General features: G+C 76.6%; 17 protein-coding genes. 10 read left to right on the top strand and 7 right to left on the bottom strand.

Features of this window, described 5'->3' with window-relative positions; genetic code table 11:
• Positions 1–49: 49 nt before the first annotated feature.
• Both ACIRPH_RS28945 and ACIRPH_RS28950 read right to left on the bottom strand, forming a co-directional pair.
• Positions 50–553: a DoxX family protein gene (locus tag ACIRPH_RS28945; protein WP_402919925.1), complete on the bottom strand. Its 504-nt coding sequence runs from the start codon at positions 551–553 to the stop codon at positions 50–52.
• 216 nt (positions 554–769) lie between these two features.
• Positions 770–2,134 (bottom strand): hypothetical protein, encoded by a 1,365-nt coding sequence (locus ACIRPH_RS28950; protein WP_402919927.1) that lies wholly within the window; start codon positions 2,132–2,134, stop codon positions 770–772.
• 273 nt (positions 2,135–2,407) lie between these two features.
• On the opposite strand from ACIRPH_RS28950, the gene ACIRPH_RS28955 reads away from it, so the two are divergent.
• The 3 genes from ACIRPH_RS28955 to ACIRPH_RS28965 are packed head-to-tail and all read left to right on the top strand — an operon-like array spanning position 2,408 to position 9,644.
• A complete protein-coding gene (locus ACIRPH_RS28955) occupies positions 2,408–3,937 on the top strand; it encodes a TIGR02677 family protein (RefSeq protein WP_402919929.1) in 1,530 nt (509 codons plus the stop codon).
• A complete protein-coding gene (locus ACIRPH_RS28960) occupies positions 3,937–5,421 on the top strand; it encodes a DUF2398 family protein (protein ID WP_402919931.1) in 1,485 nt (494 codons plus the stop codon). Before ACIRPH_RS28955 ends, ACIRPH_RS28960 begins: the two co-directional genes overlap by 1 nt.
• Positions 5,418–9,644, top strand: coding sequence for an SbcC/MukB-like Walker B domain-containing protein (locus ACIRPH_RS28965; protein ID WP_402919933.1), 4,227 nt, complete (start codon positions 5,418–5,420; stop codon positions 9,642–9,644). The genes ACIRPH_RS28960 and ACIRPH_RS28965 overlap by 4 nt, the downstream gene beginning before the upstream one ends.
• 55 nt (positions 9,645–9,699) lie before the next feature.
• Here ACIRPH_RS28965 and ACIRPH_RS28970 read toward each other — a convergent pair whose 3' ends face one another.
• Positions 9,700–10,437 carry an SDR family NAD(P)-dependent oxidoreductase gene (locus tag ACIRPH_RS28970; protein WP_402919934.1) on the bottom strand — a complete coding sequence of 246 codons (738 nt, stop codon included), beginning with the start codon at positions 10,435–10,437 and terminating at the stop codon, positions 9,700–9,702.
• 157 nt (positions 10,438–10,594) lie between these two features.
• The gene (locus ACIRPH_RS28975; protein ID WP_402919936.1) at positions 10,595–11,803 is read right to left on the bottom strand and encodes a hypothetical protein; all 1,209 of its coding nucleotides are present in this window, start codon (positions 11,801–11,803) and stop codon (positions 10,595–10,597) included.
• A gap of 123 nt (positions 11,804–11,926) precedes the next feature.
• Between ACIRPH_RS28975 and ACIRPH_RS28980 the strand changes: the two genes are divergently transcribed.
• Positions 11,927–12,529: a histidine phosphatase family protein gene (locus tag ACIRPH_RS28980; RefSeq protein ID WP_402919937.1), complete on the top strand. Its 603-nt coding sequence runs from the start codon at positions 11,927–11,929 to the stop codon at positions 12,527–12,529.
• Between the two features lie 40 nt (positions 12,530–12,569).
• Here the strand turns inward: ACIRPH_RS28980 and ACIRPH_RS28985 are convergent, their stop codons facing one another.
• Entirely contained in the window at positions 12,570–14,030 is a 1,461-nt protein-coding gene (locus ACIRPH_RS28985) for a hypothetical protein (protein ID WP_402919938.1), read from the bottom strand.
• 613 nt (positions 14,031–14,643) lie between these two features.
• Between ACIRPH_RS28985 and ACIRPH_RS28990 the strand changes: the two genes are divergently transcribed.
• Complete coding sequence (locus ACIRPH_RS28990; protein WP_402919940.1) at positions 14,644–16,029, top strand: SLC13 family permease; 1,386 nt, start codon at positions 14,644–14,646, stop codon at positions 16,027–16,029.
• Positions 16,030–16,116: 87 nt separating this feature from the next.
• On the opposite strand, the gene ACIRPH_RS28995 is transcribed toward ACIRPH_RS28990, so the two are convergent.
• A complete protein-coding gene (locus ACIRPH_RS28995) occupies positions 16,117–16,815 on the bottom strand; it encodes a FadR/GntR family transcriptional regulator (RefSeq protein WP_402919942.1) in 699 nt (232 codons plus the stop codon).
• A 207-nt stretch (positions 16,816–17,022) separates the two neighbouring features.
• On the opposite strand from ACIRPH_RS28995, the gene ACIRPH_RS29000 reads away from it, so the two are divergent.
• From ACIRPH_RS29000 to ACIRPH_RS29010, 3 genes are all read left to right on the top strand, one after another.
• Complete coding sequence (locus ACIRPH_RS29000; RefSeq protein WP_402919944.1) at positions 17,023–18,522, top strand: carboxyl transferase domain-containing protein; 1,500 nt, start codon at positions 17,023–17,025, stop codon at positions 18,520–18,522.
• A gap of 163 nt (positions 18,523–18,685) precedes the next feature.
• A complete protein-coding gene (locus ACIRPH_RS29005; RefSeq protein WP_402919945.1) occupies positions 18,686–19,906 on the top strand; it encodes a CaiB/BaiF CoA transferase family protein in 1,221 nt (406 codons plus the stop codon).
• Between the two features lie 881 nt (positions 19,907–20,787).
• Entirely contained in the window at positions 20,788–22,749 is a 1,962-nt protein-coding gene (locus ACIRPH_RS29010; protein WP_402919947.1) for an ATP-binding cassette domain-containing protein, read from the top strand.
• Positions 22,750–22,775: 26 nt separating this feature from the next.
• On the opposite strand, the gene ACIRPH_RS29015 is transcribed toward ACIRPH_RS29010, so the two are convergent.
• On the bottom strand, positions 22,776–24,548 hold the full coding sequence (locus ACIRPH_RS29015) for a PD-(D/E)XK nuclease family protein (RefSeq protein WP_402919949.1): 1,773 nt from the start codon (positions 24,546–24,548) through the stop codon (positions 22,776–22,778).
• A gap of 86 nt (positions 24,549–24,634) precedes the next feature.
• On the opposite strand from ACIRPH_RS29015, the gene ACIRPH_RS29020 reads away from it, so the two are divergent.
• Positions 24,635–25,021, top strand: coding sequence for a hypothetical protein (locus ACIRPH_RS29020; protein WP_402919951.1), 387 nt, complete (start codon positions 24,635–24,637; stop codon positions 25,019–25,021).
• A gap of 184 nt (positions 25,022–25,205) precedes the next feature.
• A complete protein-coding gene (locus ACIRPH_RS29025; protein WP_267950339.1) occupies positions 25,206–25,661 on the top strand; it encodes a GNAT family N-acetyltransferase in 456 nt (151 codons plus the stop codon).
• The last annotated feature ends 268 nt before the right edge of the window (positions 25,662–25,929 follow it).

Raw genomic sequence — 25,929 nt, forward strand, 5'->3', positions numbered from 1 at the left:
CCCGGCCGTATCCCCTGCGTGACAGGGCGCGTGTCGGTGTTCGCGCCCGTCAGGACGGCACGGCCTCCCGTGCCCCGGCGCGGTCTCCGGCGGCGGACGCTGTCCGGCGGGCGCGCAGGTGGTGGACGACCACGGCGAGGGCCGCCGCGATGAACACCGCCTGCATGGCGGTCCGGACCGGCAGGCTCTCGCTGAACCCCGCGCTCGCGCCGGCCATGATCGAGTAGACGTTCGCGGGGAACATCGCGACCATGAGCGCGCCGAGCCCGGCCGCCGCCCAGGGGGCGGTGCGCGCCCACAGCAGGCCCGCGGCCCCGGCGAGCTCCAGCACTCCGGTGGCGGTGACCAGCAGCTCGGGCGCGGGCAGCGGGGGCGGGACCATGGCGACCAGCTCCTCGCGCAGTCCGACGAAGTGCGACACACCGGTCAGGGTGAACATGGCCGCGAGCCCGCCGCGCAGGGCGCGCGGCCAGGAGCGCAGGGGCCGCACGCCGAGCACGCCCAGTGCGAGCAGTGCGGTGGTGGCGCCGATCAGGGTGATGAGCGGTTCCATGGCGGGCCTCCCGTGGGTGGTGTCCCGAAATCTTTCTACTGGAAAGATTGCCTCGCGGCACTCCAACTTGTCAATGGAAAGATGTGGGCAAAACGGCATTTGGCGTGCGGCGGAACCTGCGGTGGGGTCCGGGCCGTGGGGGCGCGGGCGCGGGTCCGCGCGGGAGGCTCCGGCGGGATGCGCGGGCCACGGCGGGGGGCGGGTCCGGCCCCGGGTTCAGGAGGGGGAGGCCAGCCTCTCCACGGCCTTGCGGGCGGTGGCCGCGACGCCCGGGTCCGGGTGCTGGCGGCCGATCGCCTCCAGGACCGGCACGGTGTCGGGGTGGCGGTCCGCCCTGAGGCGGTCGACGTCGTCGAGGATCAGCTCCTCGATGCCCTCCGTGCACTCGGCGGTCAGGAAGGCGTGCAGGTTGGCCTCGTCGGGGTCCAGCGCCGCCGCGAACATGTCGATGACGACCAGGGCTCCGTGCCTGTCCATGATCCGGTCGACCTCGTGCGGGGCGAGCATGCCGGAGGAGAGGAGGACGGAGGCGGCGAGGCCGACGGCGGTGGGCTCGCCGGAGCCGAGGAGGGACCACAGGTCCGGGACCAGCTCCGAACTCGTCGTGTCCAGGACCTTCGCCCCCGTCCACCGGCGCTGTGCGCGGCCCGGTCCCCGCACCGCCTCGGCGATCTCCCGCAGGGCGAGCGCGGGGGTGCGCTGCGCCAGCCACGCGTCGAACGCGCACAGCCGGCTCTCCGGTGTCAGGGCTCCGAGGGCGTCGAGGAGTTCCCCCGCCCCCGCCAGGTCCTCCGTCAGCGGGGCGGGCACGCCCACCGCGAGCAGGATCCGTCTGACCCCGAACCGGCCCAGGCCCGTCAGCCGCGCCCAGAAGGGGCGGGCGCCGTCCCCGGTCCCGGAGCCGTGGCGCCCCACGACCACCGCCCCGGTGCCGGCGAGCCGCCACAGCGAGCGCAGGAGCCGGTCGGAGTCGGGACCGGGGTCCTCCCGCACCGGGCCGCGGGCCGGACGGTCGGCGCCGGCCAGGACCTCCAGGGGGGTGCGGGCGCCGTCCGGGGCCTCGTAGAGGAGTCTCAGGGCCCGGGGGAGGAGGGCCTCGGCGCCGGAGGGGCGGAGGGGGTCCCGGTCCTGCTCGACACCGTCCTGGAACACCTGCGACCACCAGGCGAGGATCCGGTCCGGGGAGCGCGCGTGCTCCTCCAGCCGTCGCGCGGGGTGGGCGTTCCCGGCCCCCAGCTCGACCAGGCCGAGCCGGACGGCGGTCCGCCACGGCCGGACGAACTCCTCCACGCCGGGCGCCGGGCCGAGTCCGTCCAGCCATCTGCGGCGCCCGCCGGGGTGGTCCTCCAGGCCGCGGGGCCACAGCCCGCACTCCCGGACGGCGTCGCGCACGTCGGCGGTCCCGGGCAGGCCGCCGGGGCAGACGGGGGTCGCCGGCCCGCACCAGCGGGCCAGGCCGAGGGCGTCGCGCAGGGGCGGGGACGCGAGGGCGGCGAGGGCGAGGTCCTCCGGGGGAGGGAGCGAGACGGGGCGGGCCGGGAGCCGTCGGCTGTCGGGGGACACCGGTTCGTCGGAGGGCATGGGGAGCTCATGGATTCTCTTGGTGGAACGTGATTTCTCTTCTTCTACCGTGCCGGTGGGCCGCGTTGTGGCGGATTCGCCAAGTTCGCCCCGTGGCGCCCGGCACACCGGACCCACGCGTCCCATGGCGGCGGAGGCGGGGAACAGGGCCCCCTCGACCGCCGACAGGGACGCGGACGTCCGCACCTGCCCCCGCAGTCACGTAGCGTCATGGTGTGGCGGAACCCCCTCCGTCCCGGCGGCACCACTCCCACCTCACCGAAAGGGCGGCCCGTGGTCGAACGCAGAGCCCTGGACATGGACTCCCTCGCGGTCAGCGACCGGTTCAGGCTGTTCAACTTCACCCGGCGCGACGACCACGTCACCTACCTGTGGATCCTGCGCGCCATGGACCGGCTGCGCGAGGTCCACCAGGTGCAGGTGTCCCCCGACGACGTCGCCGCCGCCCTGCGCGAGCTCGCCGCCGCGCACGACCAGGTGCCCACGCCCGACCGCGGCCTGCGCGACCGGCTGGACGAACTCCACGCCGACCGCGTCGTGCACCGCTTCGACGACGCCTCCCGGGCCGGGAACCTGGTGCGCTACCGCAACCGCCAGTCGGTCTACCAGTTCAGCGAGCTGGGCTACTGGGCCTACCAGGCGGTGGAGAACCTGCTCGGCGCCCGCATCGAGGACGTCAACCTGTCCCGCCTGGTCTTCTCCGAGGTCCTGGACGACCTGCGCGCCCTCGCGGAGGCCAACCGCACCGGGCGGGCCGAGCACGTCCACCGCAGGCTCGCCCGCCTGGACTCGGCCATGGAGGACATGGGGCGCCGCTCGGCGCAGTTCCACGTCACCCTGGGTGAGATCCTGCGCTCCACCGACGCCTCCCCGGACGTCTTCCTGCGCCACAAGAACGCCCTGCTCGTGCACATGTCCGACTTCACGGCCGAGCTCGACCGCTACCTGCCCCGCCTGGACCGCGCCGTCCGCGAGGTCGAGGAGACCGGTCTGGCCACCCTCCTCTCCCGGGCCGCCGACGCCGACGAGCGCCCCTTCATGGAGCGCTCCGAGCGCCGGGCCGACTGGGAGCGCCGCTGGCAGGCCCTGCGCGCCTGGTTCTCCTCCGACGAGGCCGTCCCCGCGCGCGCCGCCGAACTGCACGCGGCCACCAGGACGGCCGTCTCCGGCGTGATCGCCCTGCTCCGGCAGATCACCGAGGCCCAGCGCGGCGGCGTCAACCGCTCCAGCCAGCTGCGCCACCTCGCCTCCTGGGTGTTCAACACCCCCGACGACGGCGCCGCCCACGCCCTCATGGGAGCGGCGTTCAACGTCCGCTCCGCCCGCCACCTCGGCGTCGCCCACGACGACGAGGAACAGATCTCCCCCGGCCTGACCTGGTGGGACGCGCCCGGGGTCGAGGTCTCGGTCACCCTGTTCCGCAGCGGCGCCGCGCCCACGGCGGGCGTGCCCAGGCCGGTGCGGCGCAACCCCGGGGCCCAGGCGCGCCTGCGCGGCAAGCAGGCCGCCGACCGCGGGTCCGAGCGCAGGTCGGCCGAGCGCCTGGTCGAGGAGGGCGTCCACGGACGTGTGCTCGACGAGACCGACACGCGTATCCTGCTGCGCCTGGTCACCCGCGCCCTGGAGGCGCGCACCGTCGTCGCCGGACGCCTCTCGTCGGCCTCCGGCGAGGGCGACGGCACCATGGTCCGCCTGGTCCCCGACCCGGCGGGCAGCACCGTGCGCACCAGCCAGGGCCGGATCCACCTCCCGGGCCTGCGCCTGGAGGCGACCGCCCACCGGACACGAACGAAGAACCCCTGATGCCCCGAACCTCCGCCCCCGCGGTCGCCCCCGCCGACCTCGGCTCCTACCAGCAGGCCGTGCGGCGCGTCCTCACCTGCGACCTCATCACGGCCTCGCGGCCCCGCCCCGGCGTCCTCGACCAGGTGCTGCGCTGGGCCGACGAGCTCGCCGCCGACCTCCGACGGCTCTTCGGCTACACCCTGATCGCCACGACCGACCACGTGCGCCTGGTCCGCGAGCTGGACGCCCTGGACCCCACCCAGACCCAGGCCTTCTCCCGCCGGGGCAGGCCCTTCGACCGGCGCAGGCTCGCCTACCTGTGCCTGCTGCTGGCCTCCTTCCAGCGCTCCCAGATCGAGATCAGCCTCGCCGACCTGGTCGCCCGCCTCACCCCCGCCGCCAACGCGGTCGAGGGCCTGGGCTACGACCCCACCGACGGATCGCACAAGGCCGCGCTGGTGGACGCCGCCCACTGGCTCCTCGACCGGGGCGCCCTGCACCTGTCCGACGGCTCCCTGGAGGCGTGGGCGGCGACCGGCGACCAGGGCGACGCGCTCTTCGACGTCGACCACGAGGTGTGCGAGCTGCTGTTCCGGCCGGCCCGCCCGGTCCAGCACCTGGGCAGTGCGGCGGGACTGCTCGCCGAACCGCTGACCGCGGCCTCCCCCCGCGAGCAGGCGGCCCGCCGGGCCCGGCGCCTCCTGGTGGAGCGCCCCGTCGTCTACTTCGCCGACGTCGAACCCGAGGTCGCCGCCGTCCTGCGCGGGCGGGGCGCGGCCGAGGAGCTGGCCCGCGCCACCGGCCTGAAGGTGGAGCGCCGCGCGGAGGGGGTCCTGCTCGCCGACCCCGCGGGCACCTTCACCGACCGCCCCTTCCCCGGGCGGGGCGGCGCGGTCAACCGCACCGCCGGGCTCCTGCTCGCCAAGGTCGCCGACCTCCTGGAGACGTCCCTGGCGGCGCTGGTGGCGCTGCCCGTGCCCCCGCTCCCCGCCGACCAGGCCGACCTGGTCCGCCTGGTCGACGCGGGCCTGCCCCGCGACGGAATCGTCGCCGGGCTCGCCTGGACGCCGGAGCCCCCCGGCGCGGACGACGGCGCGGGGCCGCCGGAGCGGCTGGAGGCGCCCCTGGTCGAACGCGCCCGGTGGGAGACGATGATCCACGACCTCTTCGCCGAGTTCGGCGCGGCCTCCTTCGGCGGCGCCTGGCAGCAGGACCCCTACGGCCTCCTGGACGCCGCCCTGGCGCTGCTCGCCGAGCTCTCCCTGGTCCGGCCGGTCCCGGGCGGGGCCCTGGTGCTCCCCGCCGCCTCCCGCTACCGCAACCTCCAGGGCGCGCTGCCCGAGCGCGCCGACAGCGGCCAGCTCCCCCTGGGGCTGGCGGACCCGGCGCCCGCGGGGGCGGCCCCCGCCGACCCGCCCCCCTCCGGTACCGCACACCCCGACGATCCGGGGCCGGACCCCGAACCCACGGCCGCCCACGCCACCGCGGAAGGAAACCGATGACCCCCAGGAGCGACCGCTTCCGTCCCAGCCGCGCCGGCGTCATCAACGTCTGGGACTACGTCGACGAGGAGTTCGTGTTCGCCGACGGCCGCCTGGTGCTGCGCGGGCACAACGGCTCGGGCAAGACCAAGGCCCTGGAGGTGCTCTTCCCGTTCGTGCTCGACGGGTACACCGACGCACGCCGCCTCGACCCCTTCAGCGGCCAGAACCGCACCATGAAGTCCAACCTGCTCTACCGGGGCGAGGACTCCGCCTACGGGTACGTGTGGATGGAGTTCGCCCGCGCCGACGGCGACCGCACCGAGACCGCCACACTGGTCATCGGCCTGCGCGCGCACAAGCACCGTGACGGCGTCAACCCCTCGTTCTTCGTCACCGACCGGCGCCTGGGCGTCGACTTCGGCCTGCTCGCCTCCGACGGGCGCCCGCTCACCGAGCGGCAGCTCAAGGGCGTCCTGGGCGACGCCGCCTGGCACGCCACCGCCGCGGACTACCGCAAGGCCGTGGACGCACGCCTCTTCGGGCTCGGCGAGCGCTACACCCAGCTCCTCGACCTGCTCCTGGCGCTGCGCCGGCCCCTGTTGGCCAAGGACCTGGACCCCGACAAGGTCTCCGAGACCCTCACCAGCGGGCTGAGCCCCCTCGACGAGACCCTCCTGGACCAGGCCGCCCGCGACTTCACCAACCTGGCCGCCGTCCAGCGCCGGTTCGACCAGGCGACCACCGCCCACGCCGCGACCACCGCCTTCGCCGGCGAGTACGCCTCCTACCTGGACGTGCACGCCCGCCACCGGCTCGCGCGCCTGCGCGCCGCCACCGGGCACGCCGCCGAGCGGGCGGCGACCGTCACCGAGGCGCGCGGGACCCGGGAGAGGGCCGCCGTCGAGCACGCCGCCGCCACCGGGCGGTCCGAGGAGCTCGACGCCCGCGTCCGCGAGCTGGCCGCGCGCAGGAGCGGGCTGGAGGCCGACGACGCGTTCCGGAGCCACGCCGCCCTGGAGGTCGAGCGCGCGCACAACGCGGAGACCGCCCGCGAACTCCGCGAACAGCAGGCCCGCCTGGACGTCCAAGCGGGCGAGGTGGGCGCCCTGCGCCGCGAGGCCGACCAGGTCGGCGACGACCTCGAACGAGTACGCGCCCGCACCGGCGAACTCGCCGCGGAGCTGGCCGGGGCCGCGGACCGGGCCGGCCTGGCCCACGACGGGGAGGGCCCCGCCGACAGCGGCGACGACCTGCCCTCCGCGGCACGGGCCCGCGCCACCGCCCGCCGCGCCGACGTGGACGCGGTGCGCGAACGCCTCCGCGGGCTCGCCGGGGCGCAGACCGCCCGCGCCGCCGCCGACCAGGCCGCCGCCCGCGCCGACCAGCGGCTCCACCAGCGCGAACAGGAGTGCCGGGAGGCGGACGAGGCCCTGGCCGCCGCGCGCGGCGCCGCCGCCGACGCCCTCGCCGACTGGGCCGGGCACTGGGCGCAGGGCCCCTCCCCGGTCACCGGCGCCTCCTGCGTCCAGGCCCTGGAACAGGCGCTGGAACGGTTCGGCGAACCCGGCACCCCCGCCCTGGCCGAGGTCTACGGCGAGCACACCGACCAGCAGCGCCTCGACGCGGCCGGCCGCCTGCGCACCCTGGAGGACCGCAGGGAGCAGTGGGACGGGGAGACCGCGCGCCTCACCCGCGAACGCGCGGACATCGCCGCCGAGCGCGACGACGCCCCGCCCGCCGACCACCGGCGCACCGCCTCGCGGGAGGGACGGCCCGGCGCCCCGCTGTGGCGTCTGGTCCGGTTCGCCGACACCGTCGCGGACGCCGACGCGGCGGCGGTCGAGGGCGCGCTGGACGGCGCCGGGCTGCTGACCGCGTGGGTCCACCCGGACGCCGACGCCACCCGTGCGGCCCTGGAGGCGGGGGAGGCCGACGCCTACCTCCTGCCCGACGGCGACACGGCCGCGGACGGGGGCCGCACGCTCGCCGACGTGCTCGTCCCCGAGCAGCAGGACCTGGTGCCGCAGGACGTCATCGCCCGCGTCCTGGCCTCGGTCCGCCTGGACGGCGCGGACGCCGCCGGGGCCTCGCCGGCGGCGCACACCGTCACCACCCGGGCCGGGTTCGCCCAGGGCCTCCTCGTGGGGGCCTGCCCCAAGGACGTCCCCGAGTTCATCGGCGCCACCAACCGGGCCCACCGCCGCCGCGAGCGCCTCGCCGACTGCGACGCGCGCCTGGCCGAGCTCGCCGAACAGGGCTCCCTGCTCTCCGACGACCTCGACCGCGCGGGCGAACTCCTCAAGGCCTTCACCCGGGCGCGGTCGGCCCTGCCCGACACCGCCCCGGTCGACCGCGCCGTGCGCCGCGTCGAGCACCACTCCACCCTCCTGGCCTCCGCGCGCGGTGAGAGCGAGGAGCGGCGCCGCGCCCTCGACTCCGCCGTCGCCGAGGTGGACGCCCACCGCCACCAGGTGCGCGCGGTGGCCGCCGAGCGCGCCATGCCCGTCCGGCCGGAGGCCGTCGAGGCCGTGGCCTCGGCCGTGGACGACTTCGCCGCCGCCGCCCGCGACCTCCACGCCGCCCGCGCCGAGGCCGCCCGGCACACCGCCGACCTGGACGCGCGCCGGGAGACCATCGCCAGGCTGGGCGGCCGGCTGGAGGAGGACCGCGAACGCCACGAGGAGCGCCTGCGCGAGCACGAGCGGGCCGTCGCGGAGCTCGCCGCCCGCGAGGAGGGCATCAGCGCCCCGGTGCGCGAGATCATGGCCGAGCTGGAGGGCGTGCGGGCGTCCCTGCGCGAGGCCGAGGAGGAGCAGCGCGAGGTCCGGGCGCGGGCGTCCTCCGCGCACGAGACGATGATCCGCGCCGACCGCGACCTCGAACACGGGCAGAAGGCCCTCACCGACGCCTTCACGGCCCTGTTCGAGCACGCCGACTCCTTCGCGGCCCTGACCCACCCCGACCTGCGCGCCACCCTGGGGGTGGAGCCCGGGCCCGTCTGGCCGGACCGGAGGCTGTGGCCCGAGCCGGAACAGGCCGCGGAGAAGGTGCTCGCGGCGGGGGCCGCGGACCCCGGCGACGCCGTCCGCGCCGTCCTGCCGCCGGCCGCGGTGGCGCTGACCGACGCCTTCGCGCGAGCGGTCGACCCGGGCCGCGCCGTCACCGACGGCGACATCAAGTCCGCGTCCACCCGCGTCTCCAACGCCCTGCGGGCCTTCCAGGACGCCCTGGGCGGCGACGCGGAGGGCTACCGCGTCGACCACGACTTCGGCACGAGCGGGATCATCACCGTGTTCGTCAACGACGAGACGGGCCGCAACCCGGTCTCCGCCTTCGCGCGCGCCATCGCCGACCGCGTCGAGGACCAGGGCGCGCTCCTGCGGGAGGAGGAGCGCGGCGTCCTGGAGGACGAGCTGCTCAGCGGTATCGCGCAGCAGATCCACGAGCGCGTGCGCGTCGCCCGCGACCTGGTCTCCGGAATGGACCGCGACACCCGCTCGCGGCCCATGTCCTCGGGCACGCGCATCGGCATCCGCTGGAGCCGGTCGGACCGCCTCACCGAGGACCAGGCCCTCGCGGCGCAGCTGCTCAAACGCGACGCCGCGGGTCTGGGGGAGACGGGCCTGACACGCCTGCGGGAGGTCCTGCGGCAGATGATCCGGGCCCACCACGCCGCGCACCCCCGCGCCACCTACAAGCAGGTCCTGGCCGCGGTGCTGGACTACCGGACCTGGTACCGGTTCGAGCTGCGCATGGCCGTCCCGGGGCAGGACGAGGTCCGCCTCACCAAGAACAAGCACGAGCAGATGTCCGGCGGCGAGAAGTCCGCGGCGATCCACCTGCCGCTGTTCGCCGCCGCGAACGCCCTCTACACCTCGGCGTCCCCCGCCTGCCCGCGGATGGTGGCGCTGGACGAGGCGTTCGCCGGGATCGACGACCGGTACAAGCCGGAGCTCATGGGGCTGACGGTCACGTTCGACCTGGACATGTTCATGACCGGGCACGACCTGTGGGTGCACTACGACAGCGTGCCCATGGCCTCCCACTACGACATGCACCACGACAAGGGCTCGCACACCGTCTCGGCGCTGTTCATGCTCTGGGACGGCGCCCAGACGATCGACGCCGACGCGGGGTTCGCCGGGAACGAGGAGCTCGCGGCCGAGCTTCTCGGGTTCACCCCCAGCCGCTACGCCCCGCTGTCGGCGGCCGGGACCCTCCTGGAGGACACCGGTGGGTGAGGCGGTGGTGCGGTTCCGCGCCGCCGTGCGCCGAGGGGCGCGCGGCCGGGGGCGGTCAGCGCAGGTGTGAGGCGCCGTTGACGTCCAGGACGGCGCCGGAGGACCACACCGCCTCCGGCGAGGCCAGGTACAGGACGGCCGCCGCCACCTCCTCGGGCGCGGCCACCCGGCCGAAGGGGCTCTGCGCGCGGACCTCGTCGGTGACCCGGTCGGCGACGCGCTCGGTCGCCACGAACCCCGGAGCCACGGAGGCGACGGCGATGCCGTGCGGGGCCAGGGCCGCGGCCAGCGACTGCCCCAGGGAGTGCAGCGCGGCCTTGCTCGCCCCGTAGGCCGGGTGGTCGGGCTCCCCCTTGTAGGCGCCGCGCGAGCCGACGTTGACGATGCGCCCCGGGGTCCCGCGGTCGATCATGTGCCGGGCGGCGAGGTAGCCGATGTTGGCGGCGGCCACCACGTTCACGTCCAGGGTGGCCCGCCAGGCCTCCTGCCACTCCTCGTAGGAGACGCCGGCGACCGGGTGGGCCGTGTTGACGGCCGCGTTGTTGACCACCACGTCGATCCCGCCCAGGGCGGCGACCACGTCCGAGACGAGGTCGGCGGTGGCCGCGGGGTCGCGCAGGTCGGCGCGGAACAGCGCGTGCCCCTCCCCCGGCAGGCCGGCGAGGGTGCGCCCGGCCTCCTCCACGCTGTTCCCGCAGTGGAGGGCCACACGGTCGCCCGCCCCGGCGAAGGCCCGGGCGACGGCCCGGCCGATGCCCCGGGCCGCCCCGGTGACCAGCACGTTCCGGTTCACCGGCCCCTCCCCGGGGTCGGGGCGGGTGCGGCAGGCGTCGGATGATGCGGCATGGGCGGCATCCTAGCCCCCGCCCCCGGGCCCTCCCCCGGGCGGGGGTGGGGCGGGAGCGGGGCCGCGCGGCCGGGGCCCGGCGCCGGGGTGTCGGGACGGGGCCTCAGGAGCCGCCGCCCGCCCGCCCCTCCCCGGCGCGCAGGCCGAAGGGCAGGCCGAAACCGGTCAGCCAGCCCCCCGCGCGGAGCAGGCGGAACACCTCGTGGGTGACGTCGTGGTCCGGCGCCTGGCGCGGCGGCCAGCCGAAGGCCTCCCCGATCGCGGACCAGCTGGGCCCGTGCCCGTGCTCGCCGCGGTAGTCGTCCACCCACCGGGCCACCTCCGCCTCCCGGCCGGAGAGGAGGCCGCGCGCACGGTCGGCGACGGGCACGTCGAGCGGCGTGGTCGCCGGGACCTGCTTGGGAGGGGTCCTCGGCGGCTCGGGCCGCACGGCCAGGGGCTGCGTCAGCTCGGTCAGCCGCGCGGTCACCGTGCCGCCGGCGGACGAGGCGTCCTCGATCCACGACACCTCGGTCAGCCACGTGAGGAGCTCGGACAGCTCTTCGCCTCCGGAGAGGGCGCAGGCGGCCACGGCGTCCTCGGCGGGCAGGGACACGGAGCCGCCGGGGTCCGCGTGGAGGGCCAGGTGGGCGGCGACCAGCCGGAGCCGGTTGGGCTTCTTGCGGAGCTTCTTGTGGGCGAGCGCCTGGGAGAGCCACCCCGAGGCGCGGGACCGCACGCCGTTGCCGACCGTCCACAGGTCGCCCCGCAGGCCGGGCAGGTCGCACAGGGCGGGGTTGGCGGCGTCCGCCCCGATCACCGCCTCCGGCGCGGAGGCCAGCCACCCGGTCGAGGTCAGCTCGGTGAGCGCGGCGTGCGCGTCCTCCAGGCGCAGCATCCGCAGGTCCTGGCCGGTGAAGTTGGCCCGGCCCGTGATGGCGCCCCGGACCGCGAAGGTCAGCCCCAGGAGGCGGCCGTCGGGGGTGGAGCCGACGCCCTCCGCCGCCAGGCGCGCCCACAGCGCGCGCAGGAGCGCCGCGTGGTGGGGGCCGATCGGCAGGGTGCGCTTGCGGTCGACGGGCACCTTGGCCTGGGGCTTGGCCAGCGCCTCCTCCCGCGCGCGCTTGCGCTCCTTCTTGAACGCCCGCAGCTCCGCGTTGGACAGCCTCCGGGGCGCCCCTCCCGGAGGGGTGGTGATGCCCTGCTCCCCGCAGCGCGCGCACTCCATGGCCGCGGCCAGGTCCTCGTTGGGCCGGAAGAAGTGGGGCTGCGCGATCTCGTGGGGCACGGGGGAGGTATCCCGCGCGTCACTGGTGGCGGTGTGCTGCGTCATGGTCAGGAGGGTAGCGACGAATCTGCGCCGGTGTCCGGCATCTGGCGAATGTGACCGGGCGGCGAGCCGGAGCGGTTCCGCCCGGAGGGAGTCCGCCGGGGTCCGGCGGGGCAGGAACCCGGCATGGGTGAACTGGTGCTGATCAGGCACGGGCAGACCGAGTGGAGCCGGGACCGCCGGCACACCGGGTGGACCGACGTCCCCCTCACGGAGGAGGGCGTACGGCAGGCGGAGGGGCTGAGGCCCCTGCTGGAGGCCCGCGACATCGGGCGGGCGGTGGTCAGCCCCCTGTCGCGCGCCGTCCGCACCGCCGAGCTGGCGGGGCTGGGCGGCGGCGAGGCCGACCCGGACCTGAGGGAGTGGGACTACGGGGGCTACGAGGGGGTCACCACCGCCGAGATCCGGCGCGGGCGCCCCGGGTGGGACCTGTGGCGCGACGGCGTCGTCCCCGGCGGGCAGGACCACCCGGGGGAGGCCGTCGAAGCGGTCGGCGCGCGCGTGGACCGCGTCCTGGAGGGGGTCGCGCGGTCGGTCGGGGAGGAGGACGCCCCGGACGTGGCCCTGGTGGCGCACGGACACGTCCTGCGCGTGCTCACCGCCCGCTGGCTGGGGCTGGAACCGGGTGCGGGGGCGCTGTTCGCCCTGGGCACGGGCTCGGTGAGCACGCTCGGCCGTGAACACGGACGCCCGGTGGTCACCTCCTGGAACCTGGCGCCGTCCACCTGACCCGGCCCCGGCGGCGCCGCCCGGCGGCGGGGCCGGTCCGTCACAGGCCCCGGAGCCGGGTCCTGCCCGCGGCCCCGCGCGCGGCGCGGGCCACCTGCGGGTCCCGGTGCAGGCGGCCGATCGCCTCCAGCGCGGGGACGGTGTCCGGGTGCCCGCACAGCCACAGGCGGTCGGCGCTCTCCAGGAGGGAGGCGTCCAGGCCGGAGGGGAACGCGAAGTCGAGCGCGGCGGCGAGGTCGTCCGCCCCGGTCCGGGCCGCGGAGGCCAGGTCCAGCACGAGCCACGGGCCGAACCGGTCCAGGACCGCGTCGATCTCCTCCTGGGGGAGCATCCGGGAGGACAGGAGCACGAGGGCGGCCAGACCCGCCGCGACCCGGTCGGCGTCGCGCAGCATGGCCCGCAGCCTTCCCGCGAGGCGTGAGCTGACCATGTGCAGGACCGAGGCCCCGGTCCGCCTGCGCAGGGCCAGGCGGGGATCGGCGACCGCCCGGACGATCTCCTCCAGCGCCTCCTCCGGGGAGCGCCGGGCCAGCCAGGGGTCGACCAGCGCGCCCTGGTCGGCCGCGCGGACGCGGGCCAGGGAGTCCAGGAACTCCGCGGCGCCCGCCACGGCGAGGTCCTCGGCCAGCGGGGCGCGGACGCCCCGCCGGAGCAGCAGTCGGCGCACGCCGTAGCGGCCCAGGTCGGTCAGTTCGACGTCGGGGTGCGCGTGCGGGCCGGACGCCTGCGCGGAGGGGGAGTCGGGAAGGCCCTGCGCGTGCTCCCCGCCCGCCGCGGGGGGAGGGGCCTCCGGCCCCGTGCCGAGGATGACCGCCCCGGTGTCGGAGAGCTGCCACAGCAGGTGGAGCACCAGGTCCGGGTCCGGCTCGGACCCGGCGGGGAGCGGGGGTGCCCCCGGGAAGGGCGGGGCGCTCGTGGCCAGTGAGGCCAGCGGGACACGGGCCCCGTCCTGCCCCTCGTAGAGGCGGATCAGGACCGCGGGCAGCAGCTCCGGACGGTGCCCCCTCGGCGGATCCGGGTCGAGGAGGTCGGCGCGCGCGTACCGCACGGCGTCCTCGAACAGCCGCATCCACCAGTCCAGGACCTCCTCGTGGTCGTGGACGCGGTCCTCCAGCCCCGGGGCGGGGCGCGCCCGGACGGTGTCGATCTCGATCATGCCCAGGACCACGGCCGCCTGCCAGGGGGCCATGAACTCCGCGGCGTCCGAGGCCGAGCCCAGGCCCCGCAGCCAGGCCACGCGTGCGCCGCGGTCGCGCACCAGCCCGTACGGCCACAGGCCGAACCGCTCGATCGCGGCGCGGGCGCTCTCCGGGCTCGGCACCCCGGGCCCGGACACGGGGGTGGCCGGGGCGCTCCACCGGGCCAGGCGCAGGGCGTCGCACAGCAGGGGCGTGCCCAGGGCGACCTGGGCGAGCACCTGCGGGCGCAGCAGTGACACCGGCCGGACCGCGGCCCGGCCGGGGCCGCGGCGGTCCAGGTGCGAGGTCTCGTTCGACGCCATGTCCGCTCCCGGTTCTCCCTCGTGCTGTCCGACCTTCCCCTTCTACCGCTCCTCGGTCGCCCCGTGGGGCGTTTCGGGGAACAAGGGCGGCCGGGAACGCGGGGGCGCCGGTCGGAGGCGGGGCGCCGGGGTCCCCGGTCGCGGACCGGGGCGGACGCCGGGCCCGCGGCCCGTGGCACGGGTCCGGCCGGGACGGGGGAGGGACGGCTCTCCCGCCGACGGCAGGACCGGGTCGGTGCGGCGCGTGGCCGGCCGGCACCGAAGCTGTCCCCCCGGGAGGGGGACGGTCCCGTCAGTGAGGGTTGAGCAGGGGAAACTCGGGGCTCGACGGACCGGATCTGGCCCCGCTCCTGTCGCGGGAACCAGGCATGGGTTACGACGTGTCCCTGGGGTCACCGGTTCCACATTCGGCGGGTCCGATGGCGCGGGCACCGGGGACGTTCCGCCGCCACCTGGGGAACAACCGTACCTTTCGCGCGCGGGAAGGACGGGGCGCCCGTGCCCGGGAATGTCCTACCGGGGGGTTGACATGTCGGCCAAAGGCATATTGGCTAGGCCACTGAGCCATATGAGCCAGATCACAGCCCTGCTTTCCGTCTGATCGGTACACGACATGACCCCGCAACTCCTCACCATCCTCGCCCTCCTGGCGATGTTCGTCATCGCCACGGTCCTGCCGATCAACATCGGCGCCCTCGCCTTCGTCGGAGCCTTCCTCGTCGGCGTGCTCGCCCTGGGCATGGACACCGACGCCATCCTGGGCGGTTTCCCCGCGGACCTCTTCCTCACGCTGGTCGGCGTCACCTACCTCTTCGCCATCGCCAAGAACAACGGGACGATCGACCTCCTCGTACGCGCCGCCACGCGGCTGGTCGGCGGCAGGGTGGTCGCCATCCCCTGGATCATGTTCGGCATCAGCGCCCTGCTGACCGGCGTGGGCGCGCTCAGCCCCGCGGCCGTGGCCATCGTCGCACCCATCGCCCTGGGCTTCGCCGTCAAGTACCGGATCAACCCCCTGCTCATGGGCATGATGGTGATCCACGGCGCGCAGGGCGGCGGGTTCTCCCCGGTCAGCGTCTACGGCGCGACGGTCAACGGCATCGTCGCCGACAGCGGTCTCGCGGTCTCGCCGCTCACCCTCTTCCTGGGCAACCTCGTCTTCAACCTGTGCATCGCGCTGGTCCTCTTCGTCTCCCTGGGCGGCAACCGCCTGGTCGGCGCGCGGGCGCAGGAGTTCGAGGCGGCCGGGAGCGCCACGGTCCGCACGGGCGCCGCCGCGGTCTCCGGCTCCGGCGCGGACCCGGCCGGCGGCTCCGTCGCCGTGGCCACCGGAGGCCCCTCCGCGCCCGCCGCCGCCGACGCTCCGGCCGACACGCCCGCGGACGGTCCGGCGGGCGCGCCCGTGCGGTTCGACCAGCTCGCCACCATCGCCGGCATCGTCGTCCTCGGCGTGCTCGCCCTGGGCTTCGGCCTCGACGTCGGGTTCGTCGCGCTGTCCGTGACGGTCGTGCTGGCGCTGATCTCGCCCAAGGCCCAGAAGAACGCGCTGTCCCAGATCAGCTGGCCCACGGTGCTGCTGATCACCGGCATGCTCACGTTCGTGGGCGTCATGGAGAGCGCCGGGACCATCGACTACGTCGGCGACGCCGCGGCCGGGCTGGGCGCGCCGCTCCTGGTCGCCCTCGTGCTCTGCTACATCGGCGCCGTCGTGTCGGCGTTCGCGTCCTCGACCGCGATCCTCGGGGCGACCATCCCGCTGGCGATCCCGTTCCTCATGATGGGCGAGATCAGCGCGACCGGCGTGATCGTGGCGCTGGCGGTCTCCTCCACCATCGTCGACGTCAGCCCCTTCTCGACCAACGGCGCCCTGGTGCTGGCCAACGCCTCCGGGGTGGACCCGGACAAGTTCTACCGGCAGATCCTCGTCTACAGCGCCATCGTCGTGGTGGTGGGGCCGATGATCGCCTGGGGGGTGCTGGTCGTGCCCGGCCTGCTGTGACCCGGCCCCCGCCGCCGGAGGCGCGCTGCGGGGCCGCACCGCGGCCGACCACCGGACCACAGGCTCGGCCTGTGGTCCGGTGAAGTCCTACGGGGCGACCGGTGCGACCACCCGGGAGACCAGCACGAGGTGGTCGCGCATCGCGTCCGCGGCGGCCTTGGGGTCCCCCGCGTGGATGGCGGCGCCGATCCGCTCGTGGCCGTCGAGCGAGGCCTGGGGCCGGTCGGGCTGGGACAGGGACTCCAGGCGGGTCTCCCTGATCATCGGGGCCAGCTCGTTCATCATCCGCGCCAGGAGGCGCGAGCGCGCCGCCGCGGTGATCGCGGCGTGGAACCGCTCGTCGCCGGTGACGCCCCGGTCCCCGTTCGCGACCTCCTGGCGCATGAGCTCCAGAGCCGCGTCGATGGAGGCCAGGTCCTCGGGGGTGCGGCGCTCGGCGGCGAGCTCGGCCAGCTTGACCTCCAGCGCCTGCCGGGCCTCGATGATCTCCGCGCGCCGGTTGGCCCGGTCGCGCAGCAGGGCGAGGACCCCCTGCTCGGAGACGGTCTGGCGGATGATCGCCCCGTCGCCGTGGCGGACCTCGATGACCCCCTGAACCTCCAGGGCGACCAGGGCCTGGCTCACCGAGGCCCGGCTGACCTCCAGCGCGGAGGCCAGCTCGCGCTCGGGCGGCAGCCGGTCGCCGACGCCCAGTCCGGCCTCCCGCATGTGTTCGACGAGCCGCTCCACGAGCTGCTCGTACAGACGGGGTCGGGCCGGCGGTCGGGGTCGGGATTTGGCAGGCACGCTCGGTGGCTCCTGTCTTGGCATCCGGCTGTGTCAGAGGCCTTCCAGGCTAGAGCATCCCGCCTCCGCGCCCCCGGGGATCGGGCCGTGGCGGCGGACGCGCGGGAGGGTGATCGGGGTCGCGGAGGGCTTCACAAACGGGGGGTGGGCGTGCCACCCTGGTTTTAAGGCCTAGTGGCCTAGCCACTGAACCATTTGGAGGTTGCTGTGGGGACCCGACGCACCGCTCACGAACTCCTCGACCTCGTCCTGGACACGGGCTCGTACGCCTCCTGGGACACCGCGCCCGCCGACGTGCGCCCCGACCCCGCGTACGCCGGGGCACTGGCCGACGCGCACGCCGCGAGCGGGTGCGACGAGGCCGTCCTCACCGGGGAGGGCCGCCTGGGCGGGCACCGCGTCGCCGTCGTGGCCTGCGAGTTCGGATTCCTCGCCGGCTCGGTCGGGCTCGCCGCGGCCGAACGGCTCCTGGACGCCGTCGAACGCGCCACCGCAGAGGGGATCCCCCTGCTGGCCGCGCCCGCCTCGGGCGGCACCCGCATGCAGGAGGGGACCCGCGCCTTCGTGTCCATGGCGCCGATCGCCGCCGCCATCACCGCGCACAAGGCCGCCGGGCTCCCCTACCTCGTCTACCTGCGCCACCCGACCACGGGCGGCGCGCTCGCCTCCTGGGGATCCCTGGGGCACCTGACCGCGGCCGAGCCCGGCGCCCTCATCGGCTTCCTCGGCCCCCGCGTCTACGAGGCCCTCCACGGCGAGGCGTTCCCCGAGGGCGTCCAGCGCGCGGAGAACCTCCGCCTGCACGGTCTCGTCGACGCCGTCCTGGCCCCGGAGGAGCTGCGCGGGGCCGCCGTCCTGGCCCTCGACGTCCTGCTCGACCGGACCGCCGACGAGGCGCGCCCCCGCACCGCGCCGCCCGCCGTGCCCGACTCCCGCGTCCCCACCTGGGACTCCGTCCTGCGGTCCCGGCGCGAGGAGCGCCCGGGGGTGCGGGACCTGCTGCGGCACGCCGCCACCGACGTCGTGCGCCTGCGCGGCACCGGCGAGGGGGACGAGGACCCCGCCCTCCTGATGGCCCTGGCCCGGTTCGGCGGACGCCCCTGCGTCCTGGTCGGCCAGGACCGCAGCAGGCAGGGCCCCCGGACCCCGATGGGGCCGGCCGCCCTCCTCCAGGCGCGCAGGGGCATGCGCCTCGCGGCCGGGCTCCGGCTCCCGCTCGTCACCGTCATCGACACCGCCGGCGCCGAGCTGTCCGCCGCGGCCGAGGAACGGGGCATGGCGGCCCAGATCGCCCACTGCCTCGCGGACATGGCCACCCTCCGCACCCCCACCGTGTCGGTGCTGCTGGGGGAGGGGACCGGCGGGGGCGCGATCGCGCTGCTCCCCGCCGACCGCGTCCTGTGCGCCCAGCACGCCTGGCTCTCGCCCCTCCCGCCCGAGGGCGCGAGCGCGATCGTGCACCGCACCGTCGACCGCGCGGAGGAGCTGGCCGAGAGCCAGGGCATCGGCTCCGCGGACCTGCTGGCGACGGGGGTCGTGGACCGGGTGATCGCCGAGGACGGCGACGGCGCGGAGGACGGCGAGGCCCTCTGCGCCCGGGTCGGCGCCGCGGTCGCCCACGAACTCTCGACCCTGCGGTCGCGCGCCGGGGAGGGCCCGGGCGCCGGACGCACCGGGCGCTACCGGCTGCTCGGCGCGGGCGTCTGACCCCGGGCCGGACGGCCGGACCGCGTGGACCGGCCGCGGGGGACGCCCCCGCGGGGGCGTCCCGCACGGCACGCGTGTCCGGCCGGCGCCGGCGGGGAGGTCCGCCCCCCGCCGGGGCCGCGACCCGGACACAGGACAGGAAGAACGACACCGGAGGTGGAACATGGACCGCTCGGAAGGCCCGCTCAAGGGAACCGTGGTCGTGGATCTGTCGCGGGCCCTCGCGGGGCCGCACACCGCGATGCTGCTCGGCGACCTCGGGGCCAGGGTGATCAAGGTCGAGCAGCCGGGCACGGGTGACGAGACCCGGGGCTGGGGCCCGCCGTTCGTCGGACCGGAGGAGGAGCGGATCAGCACCTACTTCCTGTCCTGCAACCGCAACAAGGAGTCCATCGAACTCGACCTGAAGTCCGACGACGGCGTGGAGCAGCTCACCCGGCTCGTGCGCGCCGCCGACGTCCTGGTGGAGAACTTCCGGCCGGGCGTCCTGGACCGGCTCGGCTTCTCCGTCGGCCGCCTGGAGGAGCTCAACCCCCGGCTGGTGGTCTGCTCCATCAGCGGTTTCGGGCACGACGGGCCCGAGGGCGGCCGGGCGGGCTACGACCAGATCGCCCAGGGGGAGGCCGGCCTGATGAGCCTGACCGGCCCCTCCTCCAAGGAGCCGACCAAGACGGGCGTGGCCATCGGCGACGTGCTGGCCGGGATGAACGGGGCCCAGGGCGTGCTCGCGGCCCTGGTGGAGCGGGGCCGCACCGGGCGCGGACGGGTGGTGCGCACCTCCCTGCTCTCCTCCATCGTGGGCGTGCACGCCTTCCAGGGGACGCGCTGGACCGTGGCGCGCGAGGTGCCCTCGGCGCTGGGCAACCAGCACCCCTCCATCGCCCCCTACGGCGCCTTCGCCTGCATGGACGGGATGCTCCAGGTGGCGGTGGGCGGCGAGGCGCAGTGGGCGCGGTTCGCGGGGCTGCTCGGACTGGACGCCGAGGACCCCAGGTTCCGGGACAACGCCTCCCGCGTCGCCCACCGCGAGGCCCTGATCGCGGAGATCGAGGCGGTCCTCGCCCAAGGGACCCGCGACGAGTGGCTGAGCCGGATCGGCGGGGCCGGGGTGCCCTGCGGCGCCGTGCGCACCGTCGACCAGGTCTACGAGTGGGACCAGACGCGGTCCCAGGGGCTGGTGGTGTCGGTCGAGCACCCGGTGCTGGGCGAGGTGGAGCTGCCCGGGTCGGCCCTGCGCTTCGACCCCCGGGACCCGGGCGAGTCGGAGGAGTTCGGACGCGGCTACCTGCCGCCCCCCGCCCTGGGCGAGCACAACGACGCGGTGCGGGCCTGGCTCGACGAGGTCGAGCAGGAGCGGGGGGCCGTGGCGGAGCCGGTGGGCTGACCCGGAGCCGCCCCGCAGACGGGGCACGGGGCCTCCGACCGGGCCGGCCCGCCGGGGAGCGGGCTCCGGGCGCGGCCCGCCGGCCCCGGGCCCCACGAGCACCGCGCCAGCCATGCGAACGGCCGTACCGAGCGTCCTCCGGGCGCGGGTGCGGCCGTTCGGCGTGCCCCCGGCGAACTGCCCCGGTGTTCCGCGCGGGGCCCGCGCCGGGCCCGGGACCCCGTGGGCGTCGCGGGGAGGAACGGCGGTTCCGCGCACGGCGCCCCCGTGCGGGGAACCCGCGCCGGCGGGGCCGGGGGAGGGGGCCGTCCCCACGGCGCCCGGACGGGACCCCGCGAAGACACAGCGAGGGGACCGGCGGACCACACCGCGCCCCGCGCGGGGGACCCGCGCGCCCGGCACCGTGACGGCTCTCCCGCGTGCGCCCCGTCCCGTGGCCGGGATCCCGTCGGAGCCGTGCGCCCCGGCCGGAGACCGCCCGGACACCCGGGACCCCTGGTTCCGGGCGCGGACCGGCCACCGGCGGCCGACCCCCGGGGTTCCGGGCCCCGGCGGGCCTTGGATCGGTGACGGCCCGGCCCGCTTCGGGGCGGCCCGTATCCGGTGCCGATCCGGGCCGCACCCTCCGACAGGTTTTCGATTCGGGTGCCCGGGCCGGGTTCCCCACGCCCCGGGGCGCGTGCGCTCCGGGCCGTCGCGGGGGTCCGGATCCGGTCCGACCGCAACCGCGAAATCCCCTTCCGACCGTCCCACGGCGGGTCCATGATCGGCAGCACTTCGACGCCGGTCACCGAGGAGGTCGCGACGCACACCCTGCGCGACCGCCGTTCCCGCGCGCCCGGACACGGGCGCGCACCGGCTCCCGACCACCCGAGGACTCCATGACACGAACCACGGAACCACCCGTCGCCGACGACGAGACCGGCGGGGGACTGTCCCTGCCCGAACTGGCCACCCCGGTCTGGCGCCACTTCGGCGCCCAGGCGTCCGAGGCCACCTGGGCCCGGATCGCCCGCCGCATGCCGGCCCTGGCCGCCCAGGCCGCCGCGCTGGCCTGGCAGAGCAGCCCGCGGGACGTCCTCGCGACGACCGCGCTCAACATCGGCATGGGAGCGGCCACCGCGTGGGCGCTCGTCGCCACCACCGGCGTGCTCGGCGAGCTGTTCGCGGCGGTGCCCACCCCCGACCGGCTCACGGCCGCGCTGCCCTCCCTGCTGGTGCTCGCCGCGGCACTGGCCCTGCGCGGGACCTGCTCGGCCGCCGCCGGGCGCGCCCAGGCCCGCCTGGAGCCCAAGGTCGTGCTCACCGCGGAGAGGCGGCTGCTGAGCCGGTGCACCGCCGTCGAGCTGCGGGCCTTCGACGACAGCGGGTTCCACGACCACCTCTACCGGTGCTACGCGCGCGGCAGCGACGAGGCGGGCGCGCTGGTGCGCCACACCGCCGACGTGCTCACCGGGACCGTCGGGGTGGCGGCCGCCGTCGGCGTCCTGGGCGTGCTGCACCCCGCCCTGCTCCCGCTGCTGCTCCTGGCCATGGCGCCCCAGTGGTGGGGCTCCTCGGCGGCGGCGCGCATGCGCTACCGGATGATCGTGGCCTTCACCGACGGGCACCGCCGCAAATTCCTGCTCGAACAGATCATGGTGAACCGGGACAACGCGGCCGAGATCCGCTCGTTCACCATGGAGGGGCGCCTGCTCGCCGAGTTCGACAGGGTCGCCGACCGGGAACTGGACATCCAACTCGGCCTGGCCACCCGCCAGGCCCTGATCCGGCTGGCGGGCAGCGCCGCCGGCGGGCTCGCCTCCGGAGCCGTGTTCGCGGTGCTGGGGCTGATGCTGGTCGGCGGGGCCGTGGAGATCGCCGTCGCGGGCGCGGCCGTGGTCGCGATCCGGGTCGCGCAGGGGGCGCTGGGCAACGCCCTGTCCTCCCTCACGCACGTGTACGAGTCCGGGCTGTACTTCTCCGACTTCGTCGCCTTCGAGGAGGAGGCCGCGCTGCGGCTGCCCCCGGCCGAACCGGAGCCGGCCCCCGAGGGGTTCGAGGAGATCCGGGTCGAGAACGTCACCTTCACCTACCCGAGCGGGGGCAAGGGGGACGCGCCGGCCCTGGACGACGTCAGCCTCACCCTCCGGCGCGGCCGGACCGTGGCGCTCGTGGGGGAGAACGGCTCGGGCAAGACCACCCTGGCCAAACTCCTGTCCGGCCTGTACGCACCGGAGGGCGGAAGGATCCGCTGGGACGACACCGACCTTGCCGGGGTGGACGGGACGGGTCTGCGGCGGCGCATCTCCGTCATCGCCCAGGACCACACCCACTGGCCGCTGACGGCCCGGCGCAACGTCGTGATGAGCAGCCCCGGCGACGACCCCGGGCGCCTGGAGCGCGCGGCGCGCGCCGCACGCGCCGACACGGTCGTGGCCGAGCTCGCCCACGGGTGGGACACCCTGCTGGACAAGCGCTTCGTGGACGGCGCCGAACCGTCCGGGGGCCAGTGGCAGCGGCTGGCGGCGGCCAGGGGCTTCTACCGGGGCGACGACGGCGACGCCACGCCCCTGCTCATCGCCGACGAGCCCACGGCGGCGCTCGACGCCCGGGCCGAGCACGCCTTCTTCGCCTCCCTGCACGCCCACGCCGGACGCACCGGGGCCGCCGTCGTCCTGATCACCCACCGCCTCGCGTCCGTGCGGATGGCCGACCACATCGTCGTCCTCAGCAAGGGCCGCGTGGTGGAGGAGGGCGCCCACGCCGACCTGCTGGAGGCCGACGGGCTCTACCGGGAGCTGTGGGACCTCCAGGCCGCCGCCTACCGGTGGCCCGTTCCGGAGGGCCGCCGCAGCGCCTGACCCCGGGGGCGGTGGCACCGTACCCGTCACCGCCCCTCCCTCCCGCGGCCCCGGGGGCGCGCCCCCGAGGCCCGCTCGGGAGGACGGCGCCCCGGCCAGGCCGGGCACCAGCGACGGTAGGGGCAGTCCCGGCACACCCTGCCCGGGGTGGGGGCGTGCTCCAGGTCGCGGTGCCAGGGCCCGGCGAGCCCGTGGACCACCTCCCGTGCCTCGGTCCGCGCCCGGGCGGCGCCGGGATCGATGGTGCGCAGCTCGGCGCCGTCGGGGGTGAGGACCTCCAGTTCGACCGCGGACCCCGGTTCCAGGGGGAGGACCCCGAACGCGAAGAGCAGGACGGCCACGGCCAGCGCGGGCTCGCGTGCCATGAGCCCGCGCTCGTCCGGGGGCGGCACCGCGGTCGTCGGCGCGACGTCCCGCCAGCTCCAGGCGCCGTCCCGGTGGAGCAGCAGGTCGGGCCTGGCCAGGACGAGGACGTCGGCCCGGGGGTCGTCGGCGGCCACGGTGCGCCCGACCCGGACGTGGCTCCCGGACCGGAGCCCGCCCAGCGGGCAGACCTCGACGTGGGAGGCGATCATGGCGGCGCCCGCGCGGGCCTCCCCGCCGCCGGGCGCCCACCCCTCCGCGCCCCAGTCCCCGGGGCCGTCGGGGACGTCGCCGGGTCCGCACGCCCTCCGCGGCCGGCGCCCGTGCAGCCGCTCCAGCCGGGCACGGACGGCGCGGTCCCGGGGCGTGGCCCCGGCCGCTCCGGACGGCGAGCCCTCCGGCGGGTCACCGGGGAGGCCGAGGGAGTGGAAGTGGTCGCGCGCGGGGCAGCCCCGGAAGCGCAGGCCCCCGGCGGCGGTCCAGGACCTGCGGGGCCGCGAGCGGTCGTGGACGCCGAGGATCCCGGGGGCGGAGGGCAGGCGTCCGCAGCCGGTCCGCAGCCCGCACGACAGGCAGTCGGCCCCCGGGAACCGGGCCCCGCCGACCAGGGCCGAGCGCAGCGGCTCCCTGCCCGCCGAGGAGAAGAACCGCTCGGCCTCGCGGACCGGGGCGTCGTAGAGCACGGCGGTGGAGGAGTCCAGGCACGACGCCCGGACCACCCGCACCCGGTCGGGGGGTCCGGCCCCGCCGCCGTGGCGCCCCCGCATGGGGAAGGGGACCCCGCCCCGGTAGCGTCCGGGGCGGCCCGCGTAGGCGTCGCGGTCCACCCCGGAGCCGGTGGCCAGCACGAACGCGGCCACGGCCACCTCCGCGTCGGGAAGGCCCCCCTCGTCCGCCGGGCCCGTGACCGGGACGCGCAGCTCCCGTACCCGCTGCCCGCCGTCCCGGTACGCGTATCCGCGCCCCCGCGCGCACACCTCGTAGGGCCTGGCGTGGGAGGCGCCCCGGTCGGGCATGTACTGCCGCACCCAGAAGTCGGCCACCGGGACACGGTCGAGGCCGTCCCCGGCGCGGTCCCCGGCCAGGCCGTCGAGGTAGGAGCGCGCGGCGTGGCGCACCCAGGCCAGCAGGCCGGGGTGCGGCGGCGCCACCCGTTCGCCCAGCACGTCGGCGCACCGCCCGCCGGGGGCGGGCAGCGTCGAGCACGCGTCCCCGAGCGACATCCCCCGGTGCTCGACCAGGTCCAGGACGGCGCCGAGGGCGGTGAGGGCGGAGTCGGCCAGGGCCGGCGAACGGGGGGCGGGGTCCCGCCGCACGGCGTGGTCGGCCTCCGTGCGGCGGAAGGTGGGACAGCCGTCCGCGGCGAGGGTCGCGGAACTGCTGAAGAGTCGGATGACGGCTGCCTGGCCGTCGCTGCCACGGGTCCGGTCGGTCACGGTGTCCTCCCTGGGAGAAGGGTGGCACGATCCGGGCCGTCCCGCCGGAGGCCTGTGGACGAACGCCCCGGGTCCCCGGAGACGCCGTGCCCATCGGCGACGTGGTCGAGGCGGACGGTCGGATGTGGGCGGAGGAGTCCTCCGAGGGCGGCCCCGGCCACCTGGCGGTCGACACCGGGTACACGATCGGCCGCCCCGTCGCGCGCCCGGACGGCCCCGGGCCGGAGCGGCTGGCCACCGCGCACCACGGCGGGGTGCCCTTCCCGGACACCGGTGCCCGGGCCCTGGAGGCGTGGCCGAACCGGTGGCGCGGGACCGGGCCGGCGCACCGCGTGGACGGGTACGGCGTCGTCCCCGGCCCTCCGGACGAGCTCGCCGAGGGGAAGAGGCCCCGGGGACCGGTCGAGGACGCCTGCGACCTGGAGGCCCACCGCGACGGCGACGACGGGTGCGCGGCCGTCCACGGTACCTGAGCGCGACGGGCGGCCCGGGCGGGGAACACCGCTCCACGTCCGGGGAAGCTGGGGATAAACCTCCGTAAAAAGTCACTCACGGTGACGTTTTCCCCTCCCCGGGCGGTGCGGCGAAGACCCGTCCGGCACCCCCTCATCATGTTGAATGACCTGCATGATCGTGCGTCGAGTACTTCCCGATGAGATGAACGCCGTCAGCGAACTGCGCGTGATGGCCTACACGGCCGACGGCCTTGTGAACGTGAACCCGGCCCACGTCGAGGCGCTGCGGCTCCTGGGGGCGGACGGCCGCGGCGAGGTCCTGGTGGCGGCGGACGACGAACGGCTCCTGGGGACGGTCATGTTCGAGCCGTGGTCGCCGGAGAGCGAGATCGCCCGCAACGCGGACGAGGCGGAGATGCGCGCGTTCGCGGTGTCGCCCGGGGCCCGGGGGCTCGGGGTCGGCCGCGCGCTGGTGAACGCCCTCGTCGACAGGGCGCGCGAGGAGGGGGTCTCCCGGCTGCTGGTGTCGGCGCTGCCCGAGATGGTCGCCGCACAGTACGTCTACCGGGCGCGCGGCTTCCGGCGGGCGCCCGACCGGGACCTGTCCCCGCTGCCGGACGTGGAGCTCCTGACCTACGAGCTCGTGGTCAAGGACTGACCGACTGCCCGGGCGTGCGGGCCCCCCCCGGGGGGGGCGCCCCGGGGCCCCCGGGGGGGGGGGGGGGGGGGGGGGGGCGCCCCGGCCCCCCCGGCGGGGGGGGGGCCCCCCCCCCCCCCCCCCCCCCGCCCCCCCCCCCCCCCCCCCCCCCCGCGCGCGGGGGGGGGGGCCCCCCCGGCCCCCCGGCCCCCGAGGGGGCACGGTGCGCCTGCAGAGCGCCGTCAGACCTCCGGCCCCGGGACCGCGCAGGAGCCGGCCATGGCGGCGG

It is taken from the genome of Nocardiopsis sp. NPDC101807, from assembly GCF_044766605.1.
GTDB lineage: Bacteria > Actinomycetota > Actinomycetes > Streptosporangiales > Streptosporangiaceae > Nocardiopsis > Nocardiopsis tropica.

Coding starts and splice junctions, on each gene's coding strand:
- ACIRPH_RS28945 (WP_402919925.1), bottom strand. CDS start 553: ATGGAACCGCTCATCACCCTGATCGGCGCCACCACCGCACTGCTCGCA.
- ACIRPH_RS28950 (WP_402919927.1), bottom strand. CDS start 2,134: ATGCCCTCCGACGAACCGGTGTCCCCCGACAGCCGACGGCTCCCGGCC.
- ACIRPH_RS29025 (WP_267950339.1), top strand. CDS start 25,206: ATGAACGCCGTCAGCGAACTGCGCGTGATGGCCTACACGGCCGACGGC.
- ACIRPH_RS28975 (WP_402919936.1), bottom strand. CDS start 11,803: ATGACGCAGCACACCGCCACCAGTGACGCGCGGGATACCTCCCCCGTG.
- ACIRPH_RS28980 (WP_402919937.1), top strand. CDS start 11,927: ATGGGTGAACTGGTGCTGATCAGGCACGGGCAGACCGAGTGGAGCCGG.
- ACIRPH_RS28985 (WP_402919938.1), bottom strand. CDS start 14,030: ATGGCGTCGAACGAGACCTCGCACCTGGACCGCCGCGGCCCCGGCCGG.
- ACIRPH_RS28965 (WP_402919933.1), top strand. CDS start 5,418: ATGACCCCCAGGAGCGACCGCTTCCGTCCCAGCCGCGCCGGCGTCATC.
- ACIRPH_RS29010 (WP_402919947.1), top strand. CDS start 20,788: ATGACACGAACCACGGAACCACCCGTCGCCGACGACGAGACCGGCGGG.
- ACIRPH_RS28960 (WP_402919931.1), top strand. CDS start 3,937: ATGCCCCGAACCTCCGCCCCCGCGGTCGCCCCCGCCGACCTCGGCTCC.
- ACIRPH_RS28990 (WP_402919940.1), top strand. CDS start 14,644: ATGACCCCGCAACTCCTCACCATCCTCGCCCTCCTGGCGATGTTCGTC.
- ACIRPH_RS29005 (WP_402919945.1), top strand. CDS start 18,686: ATGGACCGCTCGGAAGGCCCGCTCAAGGGAACCGTGGTCGTGGATCTG.